Source organism: Pseudonocardia sp. NPDC049635 (genome assembly GCF_040659795.1).
GTDB lineage: Bacteria > Actinomycetota > Actinomycetes > Mycobacteriales > Pseudonocardiaceae > Pseudonocardia.
In genome coordinates, this window is sequence record NZ_JBFAON010000012.1 from 62,971 (window position 1) to 80,033 (window position 17,063).

At 73.1% G+C, this 17,063-nt stretch carries 14 protein-coding genes; 7 read left to right on the forward strand and 7 right to left on the reverse strand.

Annotated elements, in window-relative coordinates; translation table 11 throughout:
* Positions 1-40: 40 nt before the first annotated feature.
* Both AB0J24_RS16235 and AB0J24_RS16240 read right to left on the reverse strand, forming a co-directional pair.
* The gene (locus AB0J24_RS16235; protein ID WP_358681702.1) at positions 41-1,813 is read right to left on the reverse strand and encodes an SDR family oxidoreductase; all 1,773 of its coding nucleotides are present in this window, start codon (positions 1,811-1,813) and stop codon (positions 41-43) included.
* Between the two features lie 71 nt (positions 1,814-1,884).
* Positions 1,885-2,493 (reverse strand): hypothetical protein, encoded by a 609-nt coding sequence (locus AB0J24_RS16240; RefSeq protein ID WP_358681705.1) that lies wholly within the window; start codon positions 2,491-2,493, stop codon positions 1,885-1,887.
* 202 nt (positions 2,494-2,695) lie between these two features.
* Between AB0J24_RS16240 and AB0J24_RS16245 the strand changes: the two genes are divergently transcribed.
* Genes AB0J24_RS16245 through AB0J24_RS16255 form a run of 3 tightly spaced genes read left to right on the forward strand, consistent with a single transcriptional unit; the run spans position 2,696 to position 5,661 of the window.
* Positions 2,696-3,592: an alpha/beta hydrolase gene (locus AB0J24_RS16245; protein WP_358681708.1), complete on the forward strand. Its 897-nt coding sequence runs from the start codon at positions 2,696-2,698 to the stop codon at positions 3,590-3,592.
* Between the two features lie 42 nt (positions 3,593-3,634).
* Entirely contained in the window at positions 3,635-4,876 is a 1,242-nt protein-coding gene (locus tag AB0J24_RS16250; protein WP_358681710.1) for an MFS transporter, read from the forward strand.
* The gene (locus tag AB0J24_RS16255; protein ID WP_358681712.1) at positions 4,873-5,661 is read left to right on the forward strand and encodes a crotonase/enoyl-CoA hydratase family protein; all 789 of its coding nucleotides are present in this window, start codon (positions 4,873-4,875) and stop codon (positions 5,659-5,661) included. The genes AB0J24_RS16250 and AB0J24_RS16255 overlap by 4 nt, the downstream gene beginning before the upstream one ends.
* Positions 5,662-5,667: 6 nt before the next feature.
* On the opposite strand, the gene AB0J24_RS16260 is transcribed toward AB0J24_RS16255, so the two are convergent.
* The 4 genes from AB0J24_RS16260 to AB0J24_RS16275 all read right to left on the reverse strand — a co-directional run bounded on the left by AB0J24_RS16260 (position 5,668) and on the right by AB0J24_RS16275 (position 9,083).
* A complete protein-coding gene (locus AB0J24_RS16260) occupies positions 5,668-6,162 on the reverse strand; it encodes a GNAT family N-acetyltransferase (protein ID WP_358681714.1) in 495 nt (164 codons plus the stop codon).
* A gap of 4 nt (positions 6,163-6,166) precedes the next feature.
* Entirely contained in the window at positions 6,167-6,793 is a 627-nt protein-coding gene (locus AB0J24_RS16265) for a YigZ family protein (protein ID WP_358681717.1), read from the reverse strand.
* Between the two features lie 279 nt (positions 6,794-7,072).
* Positions 7,073-7,378: a hypothetical protein gene (locus AB0J24_RS16270; protein WP_358681720.1), complete on the reverse strand. Its 306-nt coding sequence runs from the start codon at positions 7,376-7,378 to the stop codon at positions 7,073-7,075.
* A 19-nt stretch (positions 7,379-7,397) separates the two neighbouring features.
* On the reverse strand, positions 7,398-9,083 hold the full coding sequence (locus AB0J24_RS16275; RefSeq protein ID WP_358681723.1) for a sodium:solute symporter family protein: 1,686 nt from the start codon (positions 9,081-9,083) through the stop codon (positions 7,398-7,400).
* 230 nt (positions 9,084-9,313) lie between these two features.
* Here AB0J24_RS16275 and AB0J24_RS16280 point away from each other — a divergent pair, with 230 nt between their 5' ends.
* The 3 genes from AB0J24_RS16280 to AB0J24_RS16290 all read left to right on the forward strand — a co-directional run bounded on the left by AB0J24_RS16280 (position 9,314) and on the right by AB0J24_RS16290 (position 11,992).
* Positions 9,314-10,108, forward strand: a complete 795-nt coding sequence (locus tag AB0J24_RS16280; protein ID WP_358681726.1) for a DeoR/GlpR family DNA-binding transcription regulator — start codon at positions 9,314-9,316, stop codon at positions 10,106-10,108.
* Complete coding sequence (galT, locus tag AB0J24_RS16285) at positions 10,105-11,196, forward strand: galactose-1-phosphate uridylyltransferase (RefSeq protein WP_358681729.1); 1,092 nt, start codon at positions 10,105-10,107, stop codon at positions 11,194-11,196. Before AB0J24_RS16280 ends, galT begins: the two co-directional genes overlap by 4 nt.
* A gap of 67 nt (positions 11,197-11,263) precedes the next feature.
* Positions 11,264-11,992 carry a TetR/AcrR family transcriptional regulator gene (locus tag AB0J24_RS16290; RefSeq protein ID WP_358681732.1) on the forward strand — a complete coding sequence of 243 codons (729 nt, stop codon included), beginning with the start codon at positions 11,264-11,266 and terminating at the stop codon, positions 11,990-11,992.
* 61 nt (positions 11,993-12,053) lie between these two features.
* Here AB0J24_RS16290 and AB0J24_RS16295 read toward each other — a convergent pair whose 3' ends face one another.
* A complete protein-coding gene (locus AB0J24_RS16295; RefSeq protein ID WP_358681735.1) occupies positions 12,054-12,965 on the reverse strand; it encodes an ABC transporter substrate-binding protein in 912 nt (303 codons plus the stop codon).
* Positions 12,966-13,341: 376 nt separating this feature from the next.
* Between AB0J24_RS16295 and AB0J24_RS16300 the strand changes: the two genes are divergently transcribed.
* Positions 13,342-17,022, forward strand: a complete 3,681-nt coding sequence (locus AB0J24_RS16300; RefSeq protein WP_358681738.1) for an ABC transporter ATP-binding protein — start codon at positions 13,342-13,344, stop codon at positions 17,020-17,022.
* The last annotated feature ends 41 nt before the right edge of the window (positions 17,023-17,063 follow it).

Consider the following 17,063-nt stretch of genomic DNA (forward strand, 5'->3'; position numbering starts at 1 on the left):
CGGGAGTGCTCCTCTCGAAGGGGTGCTGGGCGGGGCGCGGTCAGCGGGTTCCGCCGTCGATCCGGGCGACGGCACGCAGCAACCCGGGGGACAAGCGCGAGGCCAGCAACCCGGCGTGCGCCTCGGCGGTCACCGGGGCCAGCGGCAGGTTCCGTTCCACCGCCCGGACCAGCCGGGACGCCACCCGTTCCGGGGTGTAGCCGCGCCGGGCGTAGGCGGCGGCCGAGGCCCGCCTGCGGGCGTCCTGGGTGGACTCGTCGGTTCCGGCGAACCGGGTGTGCGCGGTGATCGGGGTGTCGACGAACCCCGGGCACAGCGCGGTCACCCCGATGCCCTCCTCGGCCAGTTCGGCGCGCAGGCACTCGGACAGCATGAGCACGGCGGCCTTCGTCGTCGCGTAGGCGGGCAACGCGCGCGAGGGCAGGTACGCCGCCGCGGACGCGACGTTCACCAGGTGCCCGCCCTCGCCGTGCTCGCGCATCAGCGCCCCGAAGTGCCGGCAGCCGTGCACGACACCCCACAGGTTCACGTCGACGATCCGCCGCCACTCCTCGGCGGTGGTCTCCGCGAACGGCCCGGCGACGGCGATCCCGGCGTTGTTCACGACGACGTCGGGCACCCCGTGCGTCGCCGCGACCCGGGCCGCCAGATCGGCCATCGCGTCGTCGTCGGCGACGTCGACGATCTCGGCGAGCGCCCGGCCCGAGCCGTACCTGCGGTCGACGATCCCGACGGTCTCGGCAGCGCCGTCGGCGGACAGGTCGGCGACCACCACCCGGGTGCCCCGGCCGGCGAGCGCCAGCGCGGTCGCCCGCCCGATCCCGCTGCCGGCCCCGGTGACGACGGCGAGTCCGCCCTCCCAGCGCACGTCCCGGCCGGGCCGCCCTCCGGACGCGACCAGCGCGCGGCCCCGGGCAGCGGCCCGGGACAGGGCGGGCGCCGGGTGCGCCGGTTCGGTGGTCCCGGCGACCATCTCGGCGGTGCAGCGGGCGATCACCTCCGGCCGGTGACGGACCACCCAGTGACCACCCGGAAGGTAGCGGACCCGCAGATCGGGGGCGAAGGGTGCAGCGCTGGTGGCCAGCGCGGGCGTCACGTAGGCGTCACCGCGCGGGGCGAGGATCTGGACCGGCACCCCGGTGCGGCGCCGTTCGGGCCGCCCGAGCCGGCGGGGGAGGTTCCGCCGGTACAGCTCCAGGCCGTTCACCCCGTCCCGCACCGACGGCCGGGGGATCCGCTCGGTCCGCTCGAGAAGCCTGCCGAGCAGTCCGCTGCGGCAGACCGACTCGGGCAGCACCGGCGACCGGAACGCCAGCGTGTACCAGGAGTGCAGACCCTGCCGGACGACCGAGCGAAGGTCGCGCGGGGAACGGCGGCGCAGGAACAGCGCGACGTGGTCCAGGCACGGACCCGAGATCGAGGTGTAGGAGGCGACCCGCCCGGTCAGCGCGTCCCCGGTGACCGCGTGCCAGGTCTGGATGGCACCCCAGTCGTGGGCGAGCAGGTGCACCGGGGCGTCCGGGGAGACCGCGTCGCAGACGGCGCGCAGGTCCGTGGCGAGCAGTTCGAGATCGTATCCGGCGCGATCGGCGGGCTGCTCGGATTCGCCGTGCCCCCGCACGTCGTAGGTGACGACGTGGTGGTCGGCGGCGAGCACGCGGGCGACACCGTCCCAGACGTGCCGGTCGTCCGGGTACCCGTGCACGGCGACGACGGTCGGGCCGGCGCGGTCGCCCCGCTCCTCGACCGCGAGCCGCAGCCCGTCCGGCGTCGTGACGACGGTCGTGCGTTCCACCACATCGCTGTGAGACACAACGTCATCATAGAAAAGCTGTCAATAAGCGGGCGAAGGGCAGCGTTCCGTCGGCGGGTGATCGCGGAGAGTCACCTCCGGCCGGTGTGCCGGCCGTGCCCGGTTCCGGGCAGGCCGTCGGCCGGGACCGGGCCGGGATCCGTCGCACCCGCCGACCACATCACCGCCACCCGTCGGGCGATCCGGTCGTGCGCCGCGAGGGTCGCGGTGCCCGCCGTCCGGACGCCGGCGAGCGTGTAGAGCAGCTCGGCCTCCTGGCCGTGGTCGAGATCGAGCAGCCCGTGCATCCGGGCCAGTTCGACGACCAGCTCGCACGGCCCGACCCCGGCGGCGTCCGCGGCCCGCAACAGCGCCGGGGCGGTATCGGCGCGGGTACCGGGGAGCATGCATCGGCCCAGTTCGTGGGCCAGCCGACCGAGCGGCTCGACGTCGGAGGGATGGACCGCGACCAGGCAGAGGTCCGGGCACGGTCCCGGTTCGTAGGCAGGTCGCGCCTGCGCGGAACGCAGCACCCCGGACAGCCGGCACCAGGCCCGCACCGCTGCGGCCGTCGCGTCCGGCGGGGCCGGGTCCCGGGACAGCGCGACCAGCGCGGCGCACACCACGCGGTCGGCCCTCGCCCACCCGGCCCGGTCCCGCGGGACCGCACGTATCACCGTCCCGGACGTCGATCCGCTCATGGTTCCCCCTCGGCCGTACGGCGTTGTCGAAGGCCTCGCCCGGATGCCGCGCGTCGTTACGCGGCGTAGTCAGATCTGCCGAGGAGGTACTGTCTGGAAGTCCCGATCTCCGCGCGGCCGGGGTCGAGCTGCCGTCCGGTCGCTGCTGCTCGACCTCGCTGCTGCTCGACCTCGCTGCTGCTCGACACCGACGGAGGCCCACGTGCCCGACGACCCGCCCGCCTGGTTCACCTCGGCCCTCGCCGTGCCGTCCGGCACCGGCACCGTCGAGGCCGGTGGGGTGTCGATCAGCTATCGGACCTGGGGCGAGCCGGGTGGGACGGGCGTCGTCCTGGTGCACGGCGGCGCCGCGCACGCCCACTGGTGGGACCACATCGCGCCGCTGCTGGTGGAGGGCTCGCGCCGGGTCGTCGCGGTGGACCTGTCCGGGCACGGTGACTCGGGCCGCGCGCCGTCCTACGACCTGGACCGGTGGGCGACCGAGGTGCGGGCCGTGATCGACGTCGCGCAGTTCGGCGAGCGCCCCACGCTGATCGGGCACTCGATGGGCGGTTTCGTCACGCTGACCGGCGCGTTGCGCTACGGCGAGGAGCTGGCCGGGGCCGTCGCGGTCGACTCCCCGGTGCGCGACCGTTCCCCGGAGGAGGAGGCGGCACGGGCGAAGCGGGCCTTCGGCCCGGCCCGGGTGCACGCCGACCGGGAGGCGCTGATCGCTCGTTTCCGCACCGTTCCGGTGCAGGACGGCGACCTGCCCTGGGTGCACCGGCACATCGCCGAGCACAGCATCACCGCCGTCGACGGCGGTTGGCGCTGGAAGTTCGATCCGAGGATCTTCGCCGGGATCGGGCTCACTCCCGCCGATCTGGGGCGGCCCGGCTGCCGGATCGCGTTGTTCCGGGCCGAGCACGGGCTGGTCCCGGCCGACATGGGCGAGATGGTGGTGGACCGGATGGGGCGCGCCGCCCCGGTGATCGAGATCCCGGGCGCCGGACACCACGTGATGATCGACCAGCCGCTGGCCCTGCTCAGTGCGCTGCGGACGCTGCTGGCGGACTGGGAGTACTCGGTGCCGGTGACCGCGCCCGAGTCCGTAGGTTAGGTTGGCCTTGCCTGGGTGTGGCATCCGGGCGGGGGAGGCGTCATGGGCGAGTCGACGGGGCGCGCACAGGGGATCCTGCTGCTCGCGGTGCTGGCCGCGGTCATCTCACAACAGGTCCTGGTGCCGGTGCTGGCTCCGCTCTCCCGCGAGGTCGGACTGACCCCGGTCGAGCTCGGGCTGGTGATGACGGTAGCCGCGGTGCTCTTCGCCGTCACCAGCCTGTTCTGGGGGCGGGTGGTGGACCGGTGGGGGCACCGCCGGGTGCTGCTGACCGGACTGGCGACGGCCGGGCTGGGCCTGGTCGGGTTCGCCGTCGTCGCGCAGGCCGCGCTGGCCGGGCTGCTCTCCCCGGGCGCCACCCTGGCCGGGATGATCGCGACCCGCAGCGTGGTGTTCGGCATCGGTCTCGGCGCGGTCCCGACCGCGGCGATGGCGCTGATCGCCCGCCGGACCGCGCCCGGCCCGGAGCGCACCGCGGGCATCGGAAGGCTCGGTGCGGTGCAGGGGGTCGCGGTCGCGCTGGGGCCCGCACTCGGCGCGCTGCTCGGGTTCGCCGGGCTGCTGGGACCGGTCTGGCTGGCGCCGGTCGCGGTGCTGGTGTCGCTGCTGGTGGTGGCGTTCTGGGTCCGGCCGGCGCCGGCCGCGCCCCGGGCCGACGACGAGCCCGGCGGTGCGCCCCGTCCGGTGCGCCCGTGGGACGCCCGGATGTGGCCGGTACTGCTCACCGGTTTCCTGGCGATGCTGTCCCTCGGGCTGGTGCTGATCGTCGTCGGGTTCCTGGTCCAGGACCGGCTCGGCCTGGACGCGGCGGGCACCGTGCGGATGTCCGGTCTGATGTCGTTCCTGTCCGGGGTGGCGCTGGTGCTGATGCAGGGTGTCGTGGTCCCGCGGCTGGGCTGGCCGCCGGTGCGGCTGCTGCGGGTCGGCCTCCCGATCGCCGCGGTGGGGCTGCTGGTGCTCGCCGTCGCCCCCGGGGTGGTCACCATCGGTCTGGCGATGGTGCTGCTCGCCGTCGGGCTCGGGCTGGCGATGCCCGGTTACACCACGGCGGCGACGCTGCAGGCCGGGCCGCAGGGGCAGGGCGGGGTGGCCGGTCTGGTCAACGCCACCAACGGTGTGACGTTCGTGATCGGCCCGCTCGGTGGGACGGCCCTGTACACGCTCGGGACCGGGGCGCCCGCGTTCGTGGCGGCGTTCGCCTGCCTGCTCGGTGCGCTGCTCGCCCTCGTCCATCCGGCGCTGCGCTCGGCCCGGCCCGAGCCGGCGGCTACTGTGGGGCCATGAGCGAACAGTCAGGGCTGACCGTTCCGAACGACGAGGTGCTCGTCGAGCGGCGCGACGGTGTCCAGGTGATCACGATCAACCGGCCGGCCGCGCGCAACGCGCTGAACGCCGCCGTCGCGCACGCGGTCGCGGCCGCCGTCGACGAGCTGGACGCCGACGACGAGCTGCGGGCCGGGATCCTGACCGGCGCCGGTGGCGTCTTCTCGGCCGGGATGGACCTCAAGGCGTTCCTGAAGGGTGAGCAGCCGGGGCTGCCCGGCCGGGGTCTGTGCGGCATCACCCGGACCCCGCCGCGCAAGCCGATGATCGCCGCGGTCGAGGGATGGGCGCTGGCCGGTGGCTTCGAGCTGGTGCTGGCCTGCGACCTGGTGGTCGCCGCCCGCGGGGCCAGGTTCGGGGTGCCGGAGGTGAAGCGCTCGCTGGTCGCGGCGGCCGGCGGGGCGCTCGAGCTGGCGAACCGGGTGCCCCGTGCGCTCGCGATGGAGATGCTGCTGACCGGCGACCCGATCGACGCCGCCCGCGCCGAGGCCGCCGGGCTGGTCAACCAGGTCGTCGACGACGGCGCCGCGCTCGACGCCGGGCTCGGGCTGGCCGGACGGATCACCGGCAACGGCCCGCTGGGCGTCGCGGCGAGCAAGCGGATCGTGCTGGAGGCCCCGGACTGGGGAGCGGACCGCTGGGACCGCCAGGACGAGATCGTCGCCGCGGTCATGAACTCGCAGGACGCGCGCGAGGGCGCGAGTGCGTTCGCCGAGAAGCGTGCCCCCGTGTGGACGGGTGCGTGAGGCGGCTCAGTCGTCGAGGCGGCGGTACATGACGTGCAGTCCGGTGGTCGTGCCGTCGGGGAGGGTGTAGGCGTCCGGCACGATCCCGACGGTCGTGAAGCCCAGCGAGTGCCACAGCGCGACGGCCCGGGTGTTGGTCTGCACGACGGCGTTGAACTGCATCGCCGAGTAGCCCAGCGACCGGGCGAGTTGCAGGACGTGCTCGCCGAGCGCCCGCCCGGTGCCGCGTCCGGCCCGGCGCAGGTCGACGGCGAAGCTCGCGGTCGCCACGTGCGATCCGGGCCCGGGCTGGTTCGGGCCGGTCTTCGCGGTGCCGACCACGACGCCGTCGTCGTCGACCGCGACGACCACCCGGCCGGGCGGGCGGAGCATCCACATCGAGCGGGCCCACCCCTCGTCCACGTCGGTCGGCACGGTGTAGGTGCGGCCCTCGGCGAAGATCGGCTGCAGGATCTGCCACACGGCGGGCCAGTCGTCGTCGTGGGCGTCGCGGATCTGCACGGCATCAGGGTAGATAGAGGTCCCGCGGCCCTGCGTCGAGGGCATCGACGGAGCCCCCGGTGTGCTCGGCCAGCCATGCTCCGAAGTCGTCGAGCCGTGATTCGGCGACGGCGACCGTGAAGGTGACGTCGGCGCCGTGGTCGACCTCGCGCAGCAGGTAGGGCGAGTTCCGCAGGTCGTGCTCCAGTCGGCCGGCCCGGTCGTACGGCAGTGCCAGCAGCAGCTCACGGTGCCGGACCCGGCGCAGCTCGCCGACCCGGTCCAGGGTCTCCGACAGGGCACCGGAGTAGGCGCGCACCAGGCCGCCCGCGCCGAGCTTCGTACCACCGAACCAGCGGGACACCACTGCGACGACGTCGGTCAGCCCGCGCCGGGTCAGCACCTCCAGCATCGGGACGCCGGCGGTGCCGGACGGCTCGCCGTCGTCGTTGCTGCGGGCGGTCATCGCCCCGGTCGCCGGATCGCCGATCCGCAGCGCGGTGCAGTGGTGGGTGGCGTCCGGCCCGGCCCGCCGGACCCGGTCGATCACCGCGGTCGCGGCCTCCACGTCGGGGACCCGGGCAACGGTGCAGACGAAACGCGAGCGCTGGATCTCGATCTCGTGCCGCCCGTCCCGGGCGATCACCCGCACGGCACGGCCCCGGCACCGGTCACAGGGCGCCGCCGAGCGCCCCGGACGGATCCGGTGCACCCCGGAACGTCCCGGTGCCACCGCGGCCCGGTGCGGGTACTCGCACTTCCTCGACGGAGCAGGGATCTCCGGTCATGAGCGACACCGTCGCCACGCTGCACCTCCCGCGCGGACTGCGCGCCGCCCTGAGCCGGCTCGGTCGCCGGATCGACGCCCACACCCTGCAGGCGCTCGACCCGGTCTACCCGACGCCCGGCGCGCAGCGCCGCCGACCCCCCCTCACGAGGGCGGCGGGGCCTCGTCCGCCGGCGCAGCAGGGACCCGCAGCGGGCGCAGCCACACCCACAGCACGAACAGCGCGCCGATGACCAGCATGCCGATGCCGGTGTCCAGGTTCAGGTTCGTCCCGCCGGTCTTGGCCAGGTTCGCCGGATCGTCGCCGGAGACCACGCCCATGATCACGAGCACGACGCCGTAGACGCCGAACAGCAGCGCGATCACCGAGCGCAGGTCGAACAGGTTGGTCGCGGTCGTCGAGACGGGTGCGTTCGCGCCCGCCCGGCCGCCGGCCGGTTCGTCGGTCATCTCTGGGCTCCTGTTCCGGTCAGCCGGTCACGACGTAGAGGACCACGGTGAGGGCCAGCACCGCAGCCGCGAGGACGGCGGGCGAGCGGTACCAGCCGGCGTCGTCACCGTCGGTCGAGTGCATGCGTGCCTGTTTCGGGGTGAGGCTCCAGACCAGGCCGACCAGCTCGGACTCGGGTCGCGGCGCGGTCACCACCGACACCGCGCCGGCCACCCCGACCCCCACGACGAACGCGGCGATGGCGCCGAGGAAGCTCCCCGCCTGGTTGGAGATGTTGAGCACCCCGGTACGGACCAGCACGTCCACCGTGACCGCGGCAGCGGTGCCGCCGAGCAGCCCGATCCACGCCGACGGGCCGGTCATCCGCTTCCAGAACAGGCCGAGGATGAAGATCGCGAACAGCGGGGCGTTGAAGAAGCTGAACAGCGACTGGATGTAGTCCATCAGGTTGGCCGAGCCGGACGCGATGAACGCCGTGCCGATCGCCAGGACGCAGCCGATGATCGTGACCGACCGGCCGACCTGCAGGTAGTAGCGGTCGTCCCGGCCGGGGCGGACCCAGTCCTGCCAGATGTCGTAGGTGAAGACCGTGTTGAACGAGCTGATGTTGGCCGCCATGCCCGCCATGAACGCGGCGAGCAACCCGGCGATCGCGACGCCGAGGATGCCGTTGGGGAGCAACTCCTTCATCAGCAGCGACAGCGCGTTGTTGTAGGTGATGCCGTCGACGGGTTCGCCGCCGCCCGCCTTCACCGCGCTGATCTGCGGGACCAGGATCGCCGCGATCATGCCCGGGGTCACGATCACGAGCACCACCAGCGCCTTCGGGAAGGCGCCGATGATCGGGGTGCGGCGTGCGGCGGACATGCTCTTCGCCGACAGCGCGCGCTGCACCTCGGCGAAGTTCGTCGTCCAGTAGCCGAAGGAGAGCACGAAGCCGAGTCCGAACACGATGCCCAGCACCGACAGGAACGGGTTCGCGATCTCGGTGAGCGGGGTACCCGGCCAGGCGTTCAGGTCGGCGCCCCCGCTGGGGCCCTCGGTGACGGCGCGGGTCAGGCCGTCCCAGCCGCCGACCCGGTTCAACCCGGCCACGGTGAGCGGGATGAGCAGCGCGAGGATCACGAAGAACTGCAGGACCTCGGTGTAGATCGCCGCGGACAGCCCGCCGAGCGAGATGTAGCCGAGCACGACGACGGCCGCGACCGGGATCGCGAGGTACAGCGACCAGCCGAGCAGTGCCTCCAGGACGAGGCCGAGCGAGAACAGGTTGACACCCGCGATCAGGATCGACGCGACGGCGAAGACCACCGCCTGCACCCGCTGGGTGGTCCGGTTGAACCGCTTCAGCAGGAACTCGGGCACGCTGCGTGCCTGCGAGCCGTAGTAGAACGGCATCATCACGATGCCGAGGAACACCATCGCCGGGATCGCGCCGAGCCAGTAGTAGTGGACGGTCGGGATGCCGTACTGCGCACCGTTGGCGACCATGCCGATCAGCTCGATCGCGCCCAGGTTGGCCGAGATGAAGGCCAGGCCGGTGATCCAGGCGGGCAACGACCGCCCGGACAGCAGGAAGTCCAGGCTGGACGAGACCGAGCGGCGGGCCGCGTAACCGATGCCCAGCACGAGCACGAAGTAGAACGCGACGAGCAGGTAGTCGACGAGGTTCGGGTCGAGCCGGAGGATCTCCTCGGTCGTCATGTCGCGCCCGTCCGCAGGGCGGTCCCGCACAGGTCCATGTCGGACGCTCCTCACCGTCGAGTGGGCATTGCGCTCGGTTACGTTGCGCAAATCAACGCACAAGGTAGACCGAAGACGGACAGAAGTGAACACTCTTACTCGAGTGGGGCTCGTTCAGGAGGTCGGCTGGTTGCCCGACGTGCGGTTCTGTTGCAGCCTGTGCGAGTGAAGGACATGTTGGGCGCACCGTCGTGAGCCTGCTCGCCGAGCAGCGGCGCGAGATGATCGTGGAACGCGTGCGTACCCGGGGCGCGGTCCGGGTCTCCGAGCTGGCCGAACACCTGGGCGTGTCGGAGATGACGGTGCGCCGCGACCTCGACGTGCTGGCCCGGCACCGGCTCCTCGACAAGGTGCACGGCGGCGCGACGGTGGTCGGCGATCACACCACCACCGAGCCCGGCTTCGCGGCGAAGGCGGTCCGCGAGCTCGCGGAGAAGGAGGCGATCGCGGTAGAGGCAGCCGCGCTGGTCGAACCGGGGGCCGCGGTCGGGCTCTCCGCCGGGACGACGACGTGGCGGCTCGCGCACCGGCTCGCCCGGATCCCGCGGCTCACCGTGGTCACGAACTCGCCTGCCGTCGCCGAGGCGCTCCACGCCGGTGGAGCCGAGGCCCGTGGCACCACCGTGATCCTCACCGGCGGGGTGCGCACCCCGTCCGAGGCCCTGGTCGGCCCGATCGCGATCGCCGCGCTGCGCTCGCTCAACCTGGAGATCGTGTTCCTCGGCGTGCACGGGATGAGTGCCGCCGCCGGGTTCTCCACCCCGAACCTGACCGAGCGCGACACCGACCGGGCACTGGTCGACGCCGGCCGCCGGCTCGTCGTCGTCGCCGACCACACGAAGTGGGGCACGGTCGGCATCTCGACGATCGCCGAGCTGAACGAGGCGGACGTGCTGGTCACCGACTCGGGCCTGGCCGATGCCGACCGCGCGGTGCTCGACGGTGAGATCGACCGCGTGATCGTGGCCCGACCGGAGCAGCCGTGATCGCGCACCGCACGGTGACCCGGCTCGCCGACGGCCGGGAGATCCGCTGGTTCGACGAGCCGGGCTCACCGCCGCGCGATCCCGCCGGCCTGGTGGACCGTCGCGACCTGCCCCGGGTCGTGCCGGCCTCGCAGCTGCGCTTCGACCCGCTGGCCGGGGAGTGGATCGCGATCGCGGCGCACCGCCAGGACCGCACCTACCAGCCGCCCACCGACGAGTGCCCGCTGTGCCCGAGCCGCGGCGGCCGGCTCAGCGAGGTGCCGTCACCGGAGTACCAGGTGGTCGCGTTCGAGAACCGGTTCCCGTCGTTCGGCTCGGCCCCGGGTGCGCCCGCCCCGCAGCCGGCCGGGGAGAGCCCGCTCGCGGAGTCCGGGCGGTGTGAGGTGATCTGCTTCACCGACGACCACGCCACGCCGTTCTCCCGGCTGCCGCCCGACCGGGTGCGGCTGGTCCTGGAGGCCTGGATCGACCGGACCGCCGAGCTGGGTTCACGGCCGGGTGTGCGGTACGTGTTCCCGTTCGAGAACCGGGGCGTCGAGATCGGGGTGACGCTCTCGCACCCGCACGGCCAGATCTACGCCTACCCCTACCTGCCGCCGTTCCCGCAACGGATGCTCGCGCACGTGGCCGCGCACCGGGCGGCCACCGGGGACAACCTGTTCGACCTCCGGTTGGCCGCCGAGCGGGCCGGTGAGCGTGTCGTCGTCGCGGGGGAGCACTGGACGGCGTTCGTCCCCGAGGCGGCCCGTTGGCCGGTCGAGGTGCACCTGTACCCGCACCACCCGACGCCGGACCTCCCGGCGCTCGACGAGGCGCAGCGGGCCGAGTTCGCCACGCTCTACCCCGACGTGCTGCGCCGGCTCGACGCGCTCTACGACGACGAGCTGCCCTACGTGGCGAGCTGGAACCAGGCCCCGGTCCGGGAGGCCGATGGCCGCGCCGACGCCCGGTTGCACCTGCGGGTGCACTCGATCCGCAGGGCACCAGGGAAGATCAAGTATCTGGCCGGCTCGGAGTCCGGGGCCGGTGCGTTCATCTCCGACGTGCTGCCCGAGGCGGTCGCCGAGCGGTTGCGGGCGGTCGGCTGAGTCGCGTCCCCGTCGCGCCGTGCAGATCGTGCGGATTCACTGGGTGAAGGCCGCCTATCCTGCGGAGATGGTGTCGATCCGTGGTCCCGAGCAGGAGCGGGTGCGCTACCGGGGCGGACGCGCTGTGCTGACCCGCTCGTCCATCGGTCGCACCGTCCTCGACCTGATCGCGGAGGGCGGCGTGGGATCGGTGACGATGCGCTCGCTGGCCGAGCGACTCGGGGTGACCCCCCGTGCGTTGTACAAGGTGGTCGCCGACCGCGCCGACGCCCTGATGGCGGCGTCGGTGCTCGCTCAGGGCGAGTGGCAGGCACCGGTGCTGGATCCTGCGGACTGGGAGGCGTCGGTCGCGGAGTTCTGCCAGGTGGCGCGGGCCTGGTACCGCCGGTACCCGGGCATCCTGACACTGTCGCAGAGCGCGGACGTCACCGACGAGGTGCACCCGCAGATGCTGCTCAACAACGAACGGTGCTTCGCGTTCCTGTCGGCGGTCGGGCTGAGCCCGGCCGACACCCTGCGCGCGTGGGAGCTGATCATCGGGACGGTTGCGGGCTTCGCCGAGATCGAGGAGTGGGACGCCCGGACCCGACGCAACGTCGTGGCCGCCCACGGGGAGGAGCAGTGGCAGCCCACACCGGCGCGGCTGCTGGAGAGCCACTCCGATCTCGACCTCACCCACACCCACCGGATCCTCGGCGCCGACACCGGCACCCCGGAGGACCGGATCGACCAGCGGTTCGCCGACCTGGTGGAGATGCTGGTCTGCTGGATCGACCGCAGGCGTCCGGTGGCCTGAACCTCGGAGCAGAGGTGGCCCGCCCCGGGGGAGGGCGGGCCACCCGATTCCGTACCCGGTCTCAGCCCTCGGCGATCGCCGCCAGGGCCGGGTCGAGCTGGTCCAGCGACCAGGGCAGGGCGAGCAGACTGGGGGTGCGAAGTCCCGTACCGGTCACCAGGTCGACCCCGAGGTAACCGGGGCCGCCCACGGCGGGGATCCCGGCGAACAGCGGGTTGCCCTCCAGCGCCTCCTGTACGTCCGGTGCGGGGTGGACGACGATCATCAGGTCGGCCTCGACGGCACGCACCTGCTCCAGGCTGATCGGTGCGACACCGCCCGGGCCGGCCTCCAGGGAGGTGACCCCCTCCGGTTGGCGCAGACCGAGCTCGCCCAGCAGCACCGCGAGCGGGTCCTGGGGGTTGACGAGCACGCCGAGGCCGTCCGGACCGGTGGCGACCGACAGGCTCCAGGTACGGCCCGCCGCTCCCGGGTGGGCGTCGCGGGTGGCGGTCACCTCGGTGTCGAGTTCGGCGAGCAACCGGTCGGTGTCCGCGGTCCTGCCCAGGGCCGTCCCCACCAGGCGGGTCGTGGTCTCCCAGTCATCGGTCTGCGGGTTCTCGGCATAGGCGACCGTCGGTGCGATCTCGCTGAGCTGCGAGTAGGCGTCCGGCATCGTGAACAGGTCGGGGCCCACGATCAGGTCGGGATCGAGTGCCGCGATGGCCTCGTAGTTCGGCGTGAAGTCGGGCGCCCCGGGGATCAGCGTGGTCGCATCGTCGAGGTGCGGTTGCTGCCAGGGGAGCGGCTCCTGTGTGTAGAAGGGGAGCACCGCACCGGCCGGCTGGACCCCGAGTGCCAGGACCGTGTCCAAGCTCTGGGGCCCCAACGTCACCACCCGCTGGGGCTCGCCGGGGACGACGGTCTCGCCGAGCGCGTGGGCCACCGTGACGGGGAACGATCCCCCCGCATCGGCATCAGGCGCGGCGGGCACGGCCGGCACCGTTCCACCGCAGCCGGTGAGGAGGAGCGCCGAAACGGCGGCCACGGCGCCGGCGACTGCCCGTAACAGGTATGAACAAGAGGTTAGGCTCACCTGACCAACGTCGACCGATCTGATGCTGCTCGTCAACCTGACCCGGGGTCGACAGGCGGTATCGAGACCGGATCGTGAAGCAGGATCGGCTGTTGAGCCTGGTCGCTCGACCGCGCGGTCCAGCGGGGTGGCCCATGTGGACGAGACCGGGCCGGGAGGCGTCCGTCGGGGCTTCCATAAAAGTCACCAAGTGTGTACTAATAACACCCGTCGGCGGTCTCCGCCGTTCCAGTCGCCGATCTGGAGGCCGTGGGCACTCCGGGAAGGACCCGTCGTGACCGTCGTCGAGAACCGCAGCCGCTCGGGGGAGGAGCCCGCCGCCGAGCCGTCGGCGGCGGCCGGCGCGGATCCCCGTAACTCCCCGACCGTCGGAGGGATCACCCGGCGCAGACGCCTGGCGTTCGTCGTGGCCGCCGTGCTCTCGGTGATCGGGGCGGCGGCCGGCCTTGCGCCGTACGTCGCGGTCTATCTGGTGGCCGCCGAACTCTTCGCCGGGGACGGCCCGGCGGACCGCGGGTACCTCGTCACGGTGGCCGTGGGTGCGGCGATCGCGCTGGTCGTGCGGGCCGTGGCCGCCGGGTTGGCGACCCACGTGGCACACGTCGCGGCCTACCGGGTGCTCGCGGACCTGCGGGTCGAGCTGATGGCCCGGTTGCGCGGGATGCCGCTGGGGCGGGTCCAGTCGCGCTCGCCCGGTGAGCTGAAGAAGGTGCTGCAGGACGACGTCGAGCAGCTGGAGGAAGCGTTCGCCCACGGCGTGCCGGACGCCGCGGCCGCGGCCGCGGTGCCCCTGGCCACCACGGCGGTGCTGTTCGCCGTGGACTGGCGGCTCGCGCTCGTGACCCTGGTCGCCCTCGTGCTGGCCGTCGTGGTCGGCGCGGCCGGCATGGCCGCGGCCCAGAAGAACAACGCGGCCCAGTACGAGACGCTCGGCGCGATGAACCGCGCGGTGCTGTCCTACCTGCAGGGCATGCGGGTGATCCGGGGGTTCCTGCGCCCGGACACCGGTTACCACCAGGCACGTGAGGCGGTCGCGGCGTTCCGCGACGCCGCCGACGGGCTGCTGCGCTCACCGGTCCGCTGGTTCGCCGCACTGTTGACCGGCGTCACCGCGCTCCCGATCGCCGCGCTGCTGCCCACCGCGGGCCTGCTGTACGTGCACGGTTCGATCGAGCTGCCGACCCTGGTGCTGTTCCTGCTGATCGGGCTCGGCTACGCGGCGCCGCTGTTCGGGCTCATCCTGACCCTGGCCACCCTGACGACCCGGCTGCAGATGGCCACGGGCAGCATCTCCGAGATCCTTGCCGAGCCACTGTTGCCGGTGCCCGCCGAGCCGCGCACCCCCGTCCGGGAGCCCGGGGGCATGCGGGTCGAGTTCGACGGGGTCGGTTTCGGTTACGGCGAGCAGAAGGTGGTCTCCGGCATCGATCTGGAGATCACCCCCGGCTCCTTCGTCGCGCTGGTCGGTGAGACCGGTGCCGGGAAGTCGACCCTGGCCCGCCTGGTCGCCCGGTTCTGGGACGTCGACGAGGGCGCGGTGCGGGTCGGCGGGATCGACGTGCGTGAGGTCGACCCGGCCGAGCTGATGCGCCAGGTGGCCCTCGTCCAGCAGGACGACTACCTGTTCGACGACACCGTGCTGGAGAACATCCGGATCGGCCGGCCGGGGGCCACCGACGAGGAGGTCCGGGCCGCGGGCGTCCGGGCCCGGGTCGACGAGTTCGCCGACGGGCTCCCACAGGGCTGGCACACGGTGCTCGGATCCGGCGGGGGCAGATTGTCCGGTGGGCAGCGGCAGCGGATCTCGATCGCGCGGGCCCTGCTCAAGGACTCCCCGGTCGTGGTGCTCGACGAGGCGACGGCCTTCCTCGACGCCGAGAACGAGGAGGCCGCCGGCGCAGCCGTGCGCGAGCTGGCCCGGGACCGGACCGTGATCGTGATCGCCCACCGGCTGGGATCGGTGGTGCACGCCGACCGGCTCGTGCTCCTCGAGCACGGGCGCATCCTGGACCAGGGTACCCACGCCGAGCTGCTCGAACGATCCCCGCGGTACCGGACGATGTGGGACGCGTACCGGTCGACCACCGGCTGGACCCTGGGCTCGGCGACATCCGCCGCCGCACCCCCGCAGGTCCCGGACACGCTCCCGGCTACCGTCCGCCGGAGCGATGACCCGGGTGAGGAGTGGTCGCGCGCCGCGGCCTCGATCATCACCCCGGGGCTGGGGCGGATGGGCTTCTTCCGGCAGTGGCGGACACTCGTCGGCCGGGGCTGGGGCCGGCTCGCCCGCCAGGGGACGTTGCGGTTGGTCCTGGAGGGACTGGTCCGCGGCGCCCCCGTGGTCGCCATCTTCCTCACCCTGCGCCAGGCGGTGGTCGGGGACCTGAGCGACGCGGTCGTGTGGGGGCTGACCGGTTACCTCGTCCTGTTCATGGTGCTGCGGGTCGTGGCGATCGAACGCGCCAACCAGGTCGTCTGGGCCGTGGCGAACCAGGCCAAGGCCGACGTGTCGCTGTCCATCCTGGACCGCCTGCGGATGATGCCGCTCGGCCTGCTGTCCCGGTTCGACAGCGGCCGGATGTCCACGATGGTGAACAACGACGTCGTGATGCTGGACTTCCAGAACACCCCGCAGCAGCTGCTGGGCGGCCTCGTCCAGCCGGTCCTCGCCGCCGTGCTGCTGTTCGTCCTGGACTGGCGCCTGGCACTGGCCGCACTCGCGGGGCTCCCGTTGTTCCTGCTGCTGACGGCCGTATCGGACCGGATCTACCGGGCCGTGTTCGGACCGTTGCACGAGGTGCGGACCCGCACCACCTCACGACTGCTGGAGAACGTCCGCGGCGCCGCGGTGCTGCGGGCCTACCCCGACTCCGCCCCCGCGCGCCGTTACGGGGTCGCGGTCGAGGAGCTCCGTGCGGCGAGCGTGGCCATGTCGGTGCGGGCGACCCCGTCGGTGGCGCTGGCGTCGATCTCGCTCGAGCTCGGGTCGGTGCTGCTCATCCTGCTCGGCACGGCCCTCTACCCGGCCTCGCTCTCGGCGACCACGCTGCTGTTGTTCCTGGTGCTGTCGCTGGTGCTCTACCAGCCGCTGCAGGAGCTCAACGCGCTCGCGGGATACCGCCGCAACCAGCAGCAGATCGCCCGGCGGATCGCCGAGGTCTGGGAGGCACCGGTGCTCCCGGAGCCGGCGGAGCCGAGGACCCCGGCGACCGCGTCGGTGGAGTTCCGCGACGTCGAGTTCAGCTACGTCGCGGGGGAGCAGACCCTGCGCGGGGTCTCCTTCACCGCCGAGCCGGGCACCGTCACCGCGTTGGTGGGGCCGTCCGGTTCGGGCAAGTCGACGGTGGCGAACCTGGTGTCGCGGTTCTGGGACGTCGACTCGGGCAGTGTGGCGATCGGCGGGGTCGACGTCCGCGAGCTGGGTTCGATGTCGGTGCTGGCGACGGTGACGTCGGTGTACCAGGACGTCTACCTCTTCGACCGGTCCGTGCGCTTCAACGTCACCCTCGGCCGCCCCGACGCCACGGACCAGGAGATCGCCCGGGCCCTGGACGCCGCACAGTGCACCGAGTTCGTGGCGGCACTGCCGGACGGACTGGACACCGTCGTGGGGGAGGGTGGGACGAGCCTGTCCGGCGGTCAGCGTCAGCGGCTCTCGATCGCCCGCGCGCTGCTCAAGGACTCGCCGGTCCTGGTCCTCGACGAGGCGGTGGCATCGGTCGACCCGGACACCGAGGCCCGGATCCAGCAGGCGATCGGCTCGCTGGCCGCGGGCCGCACGGTGATCGTGATCGCCCACCGGCTCGACACCGTCCGTGACGTCGATCAGATCGTCGTCCTCGACCAGGGGCGGGTGGACGGCGTCGGCAGTCACGAGGAGCTGCTGGGGGCCAGCCCGGTCTACCGCAGGCTGCGCGCCGCCCACGACCGCGCACTGGCCGCCGCGGAGGGCTGAACGGTCACGATCGCGGCGAGCTTCCGGAACCGCGGCCGGGC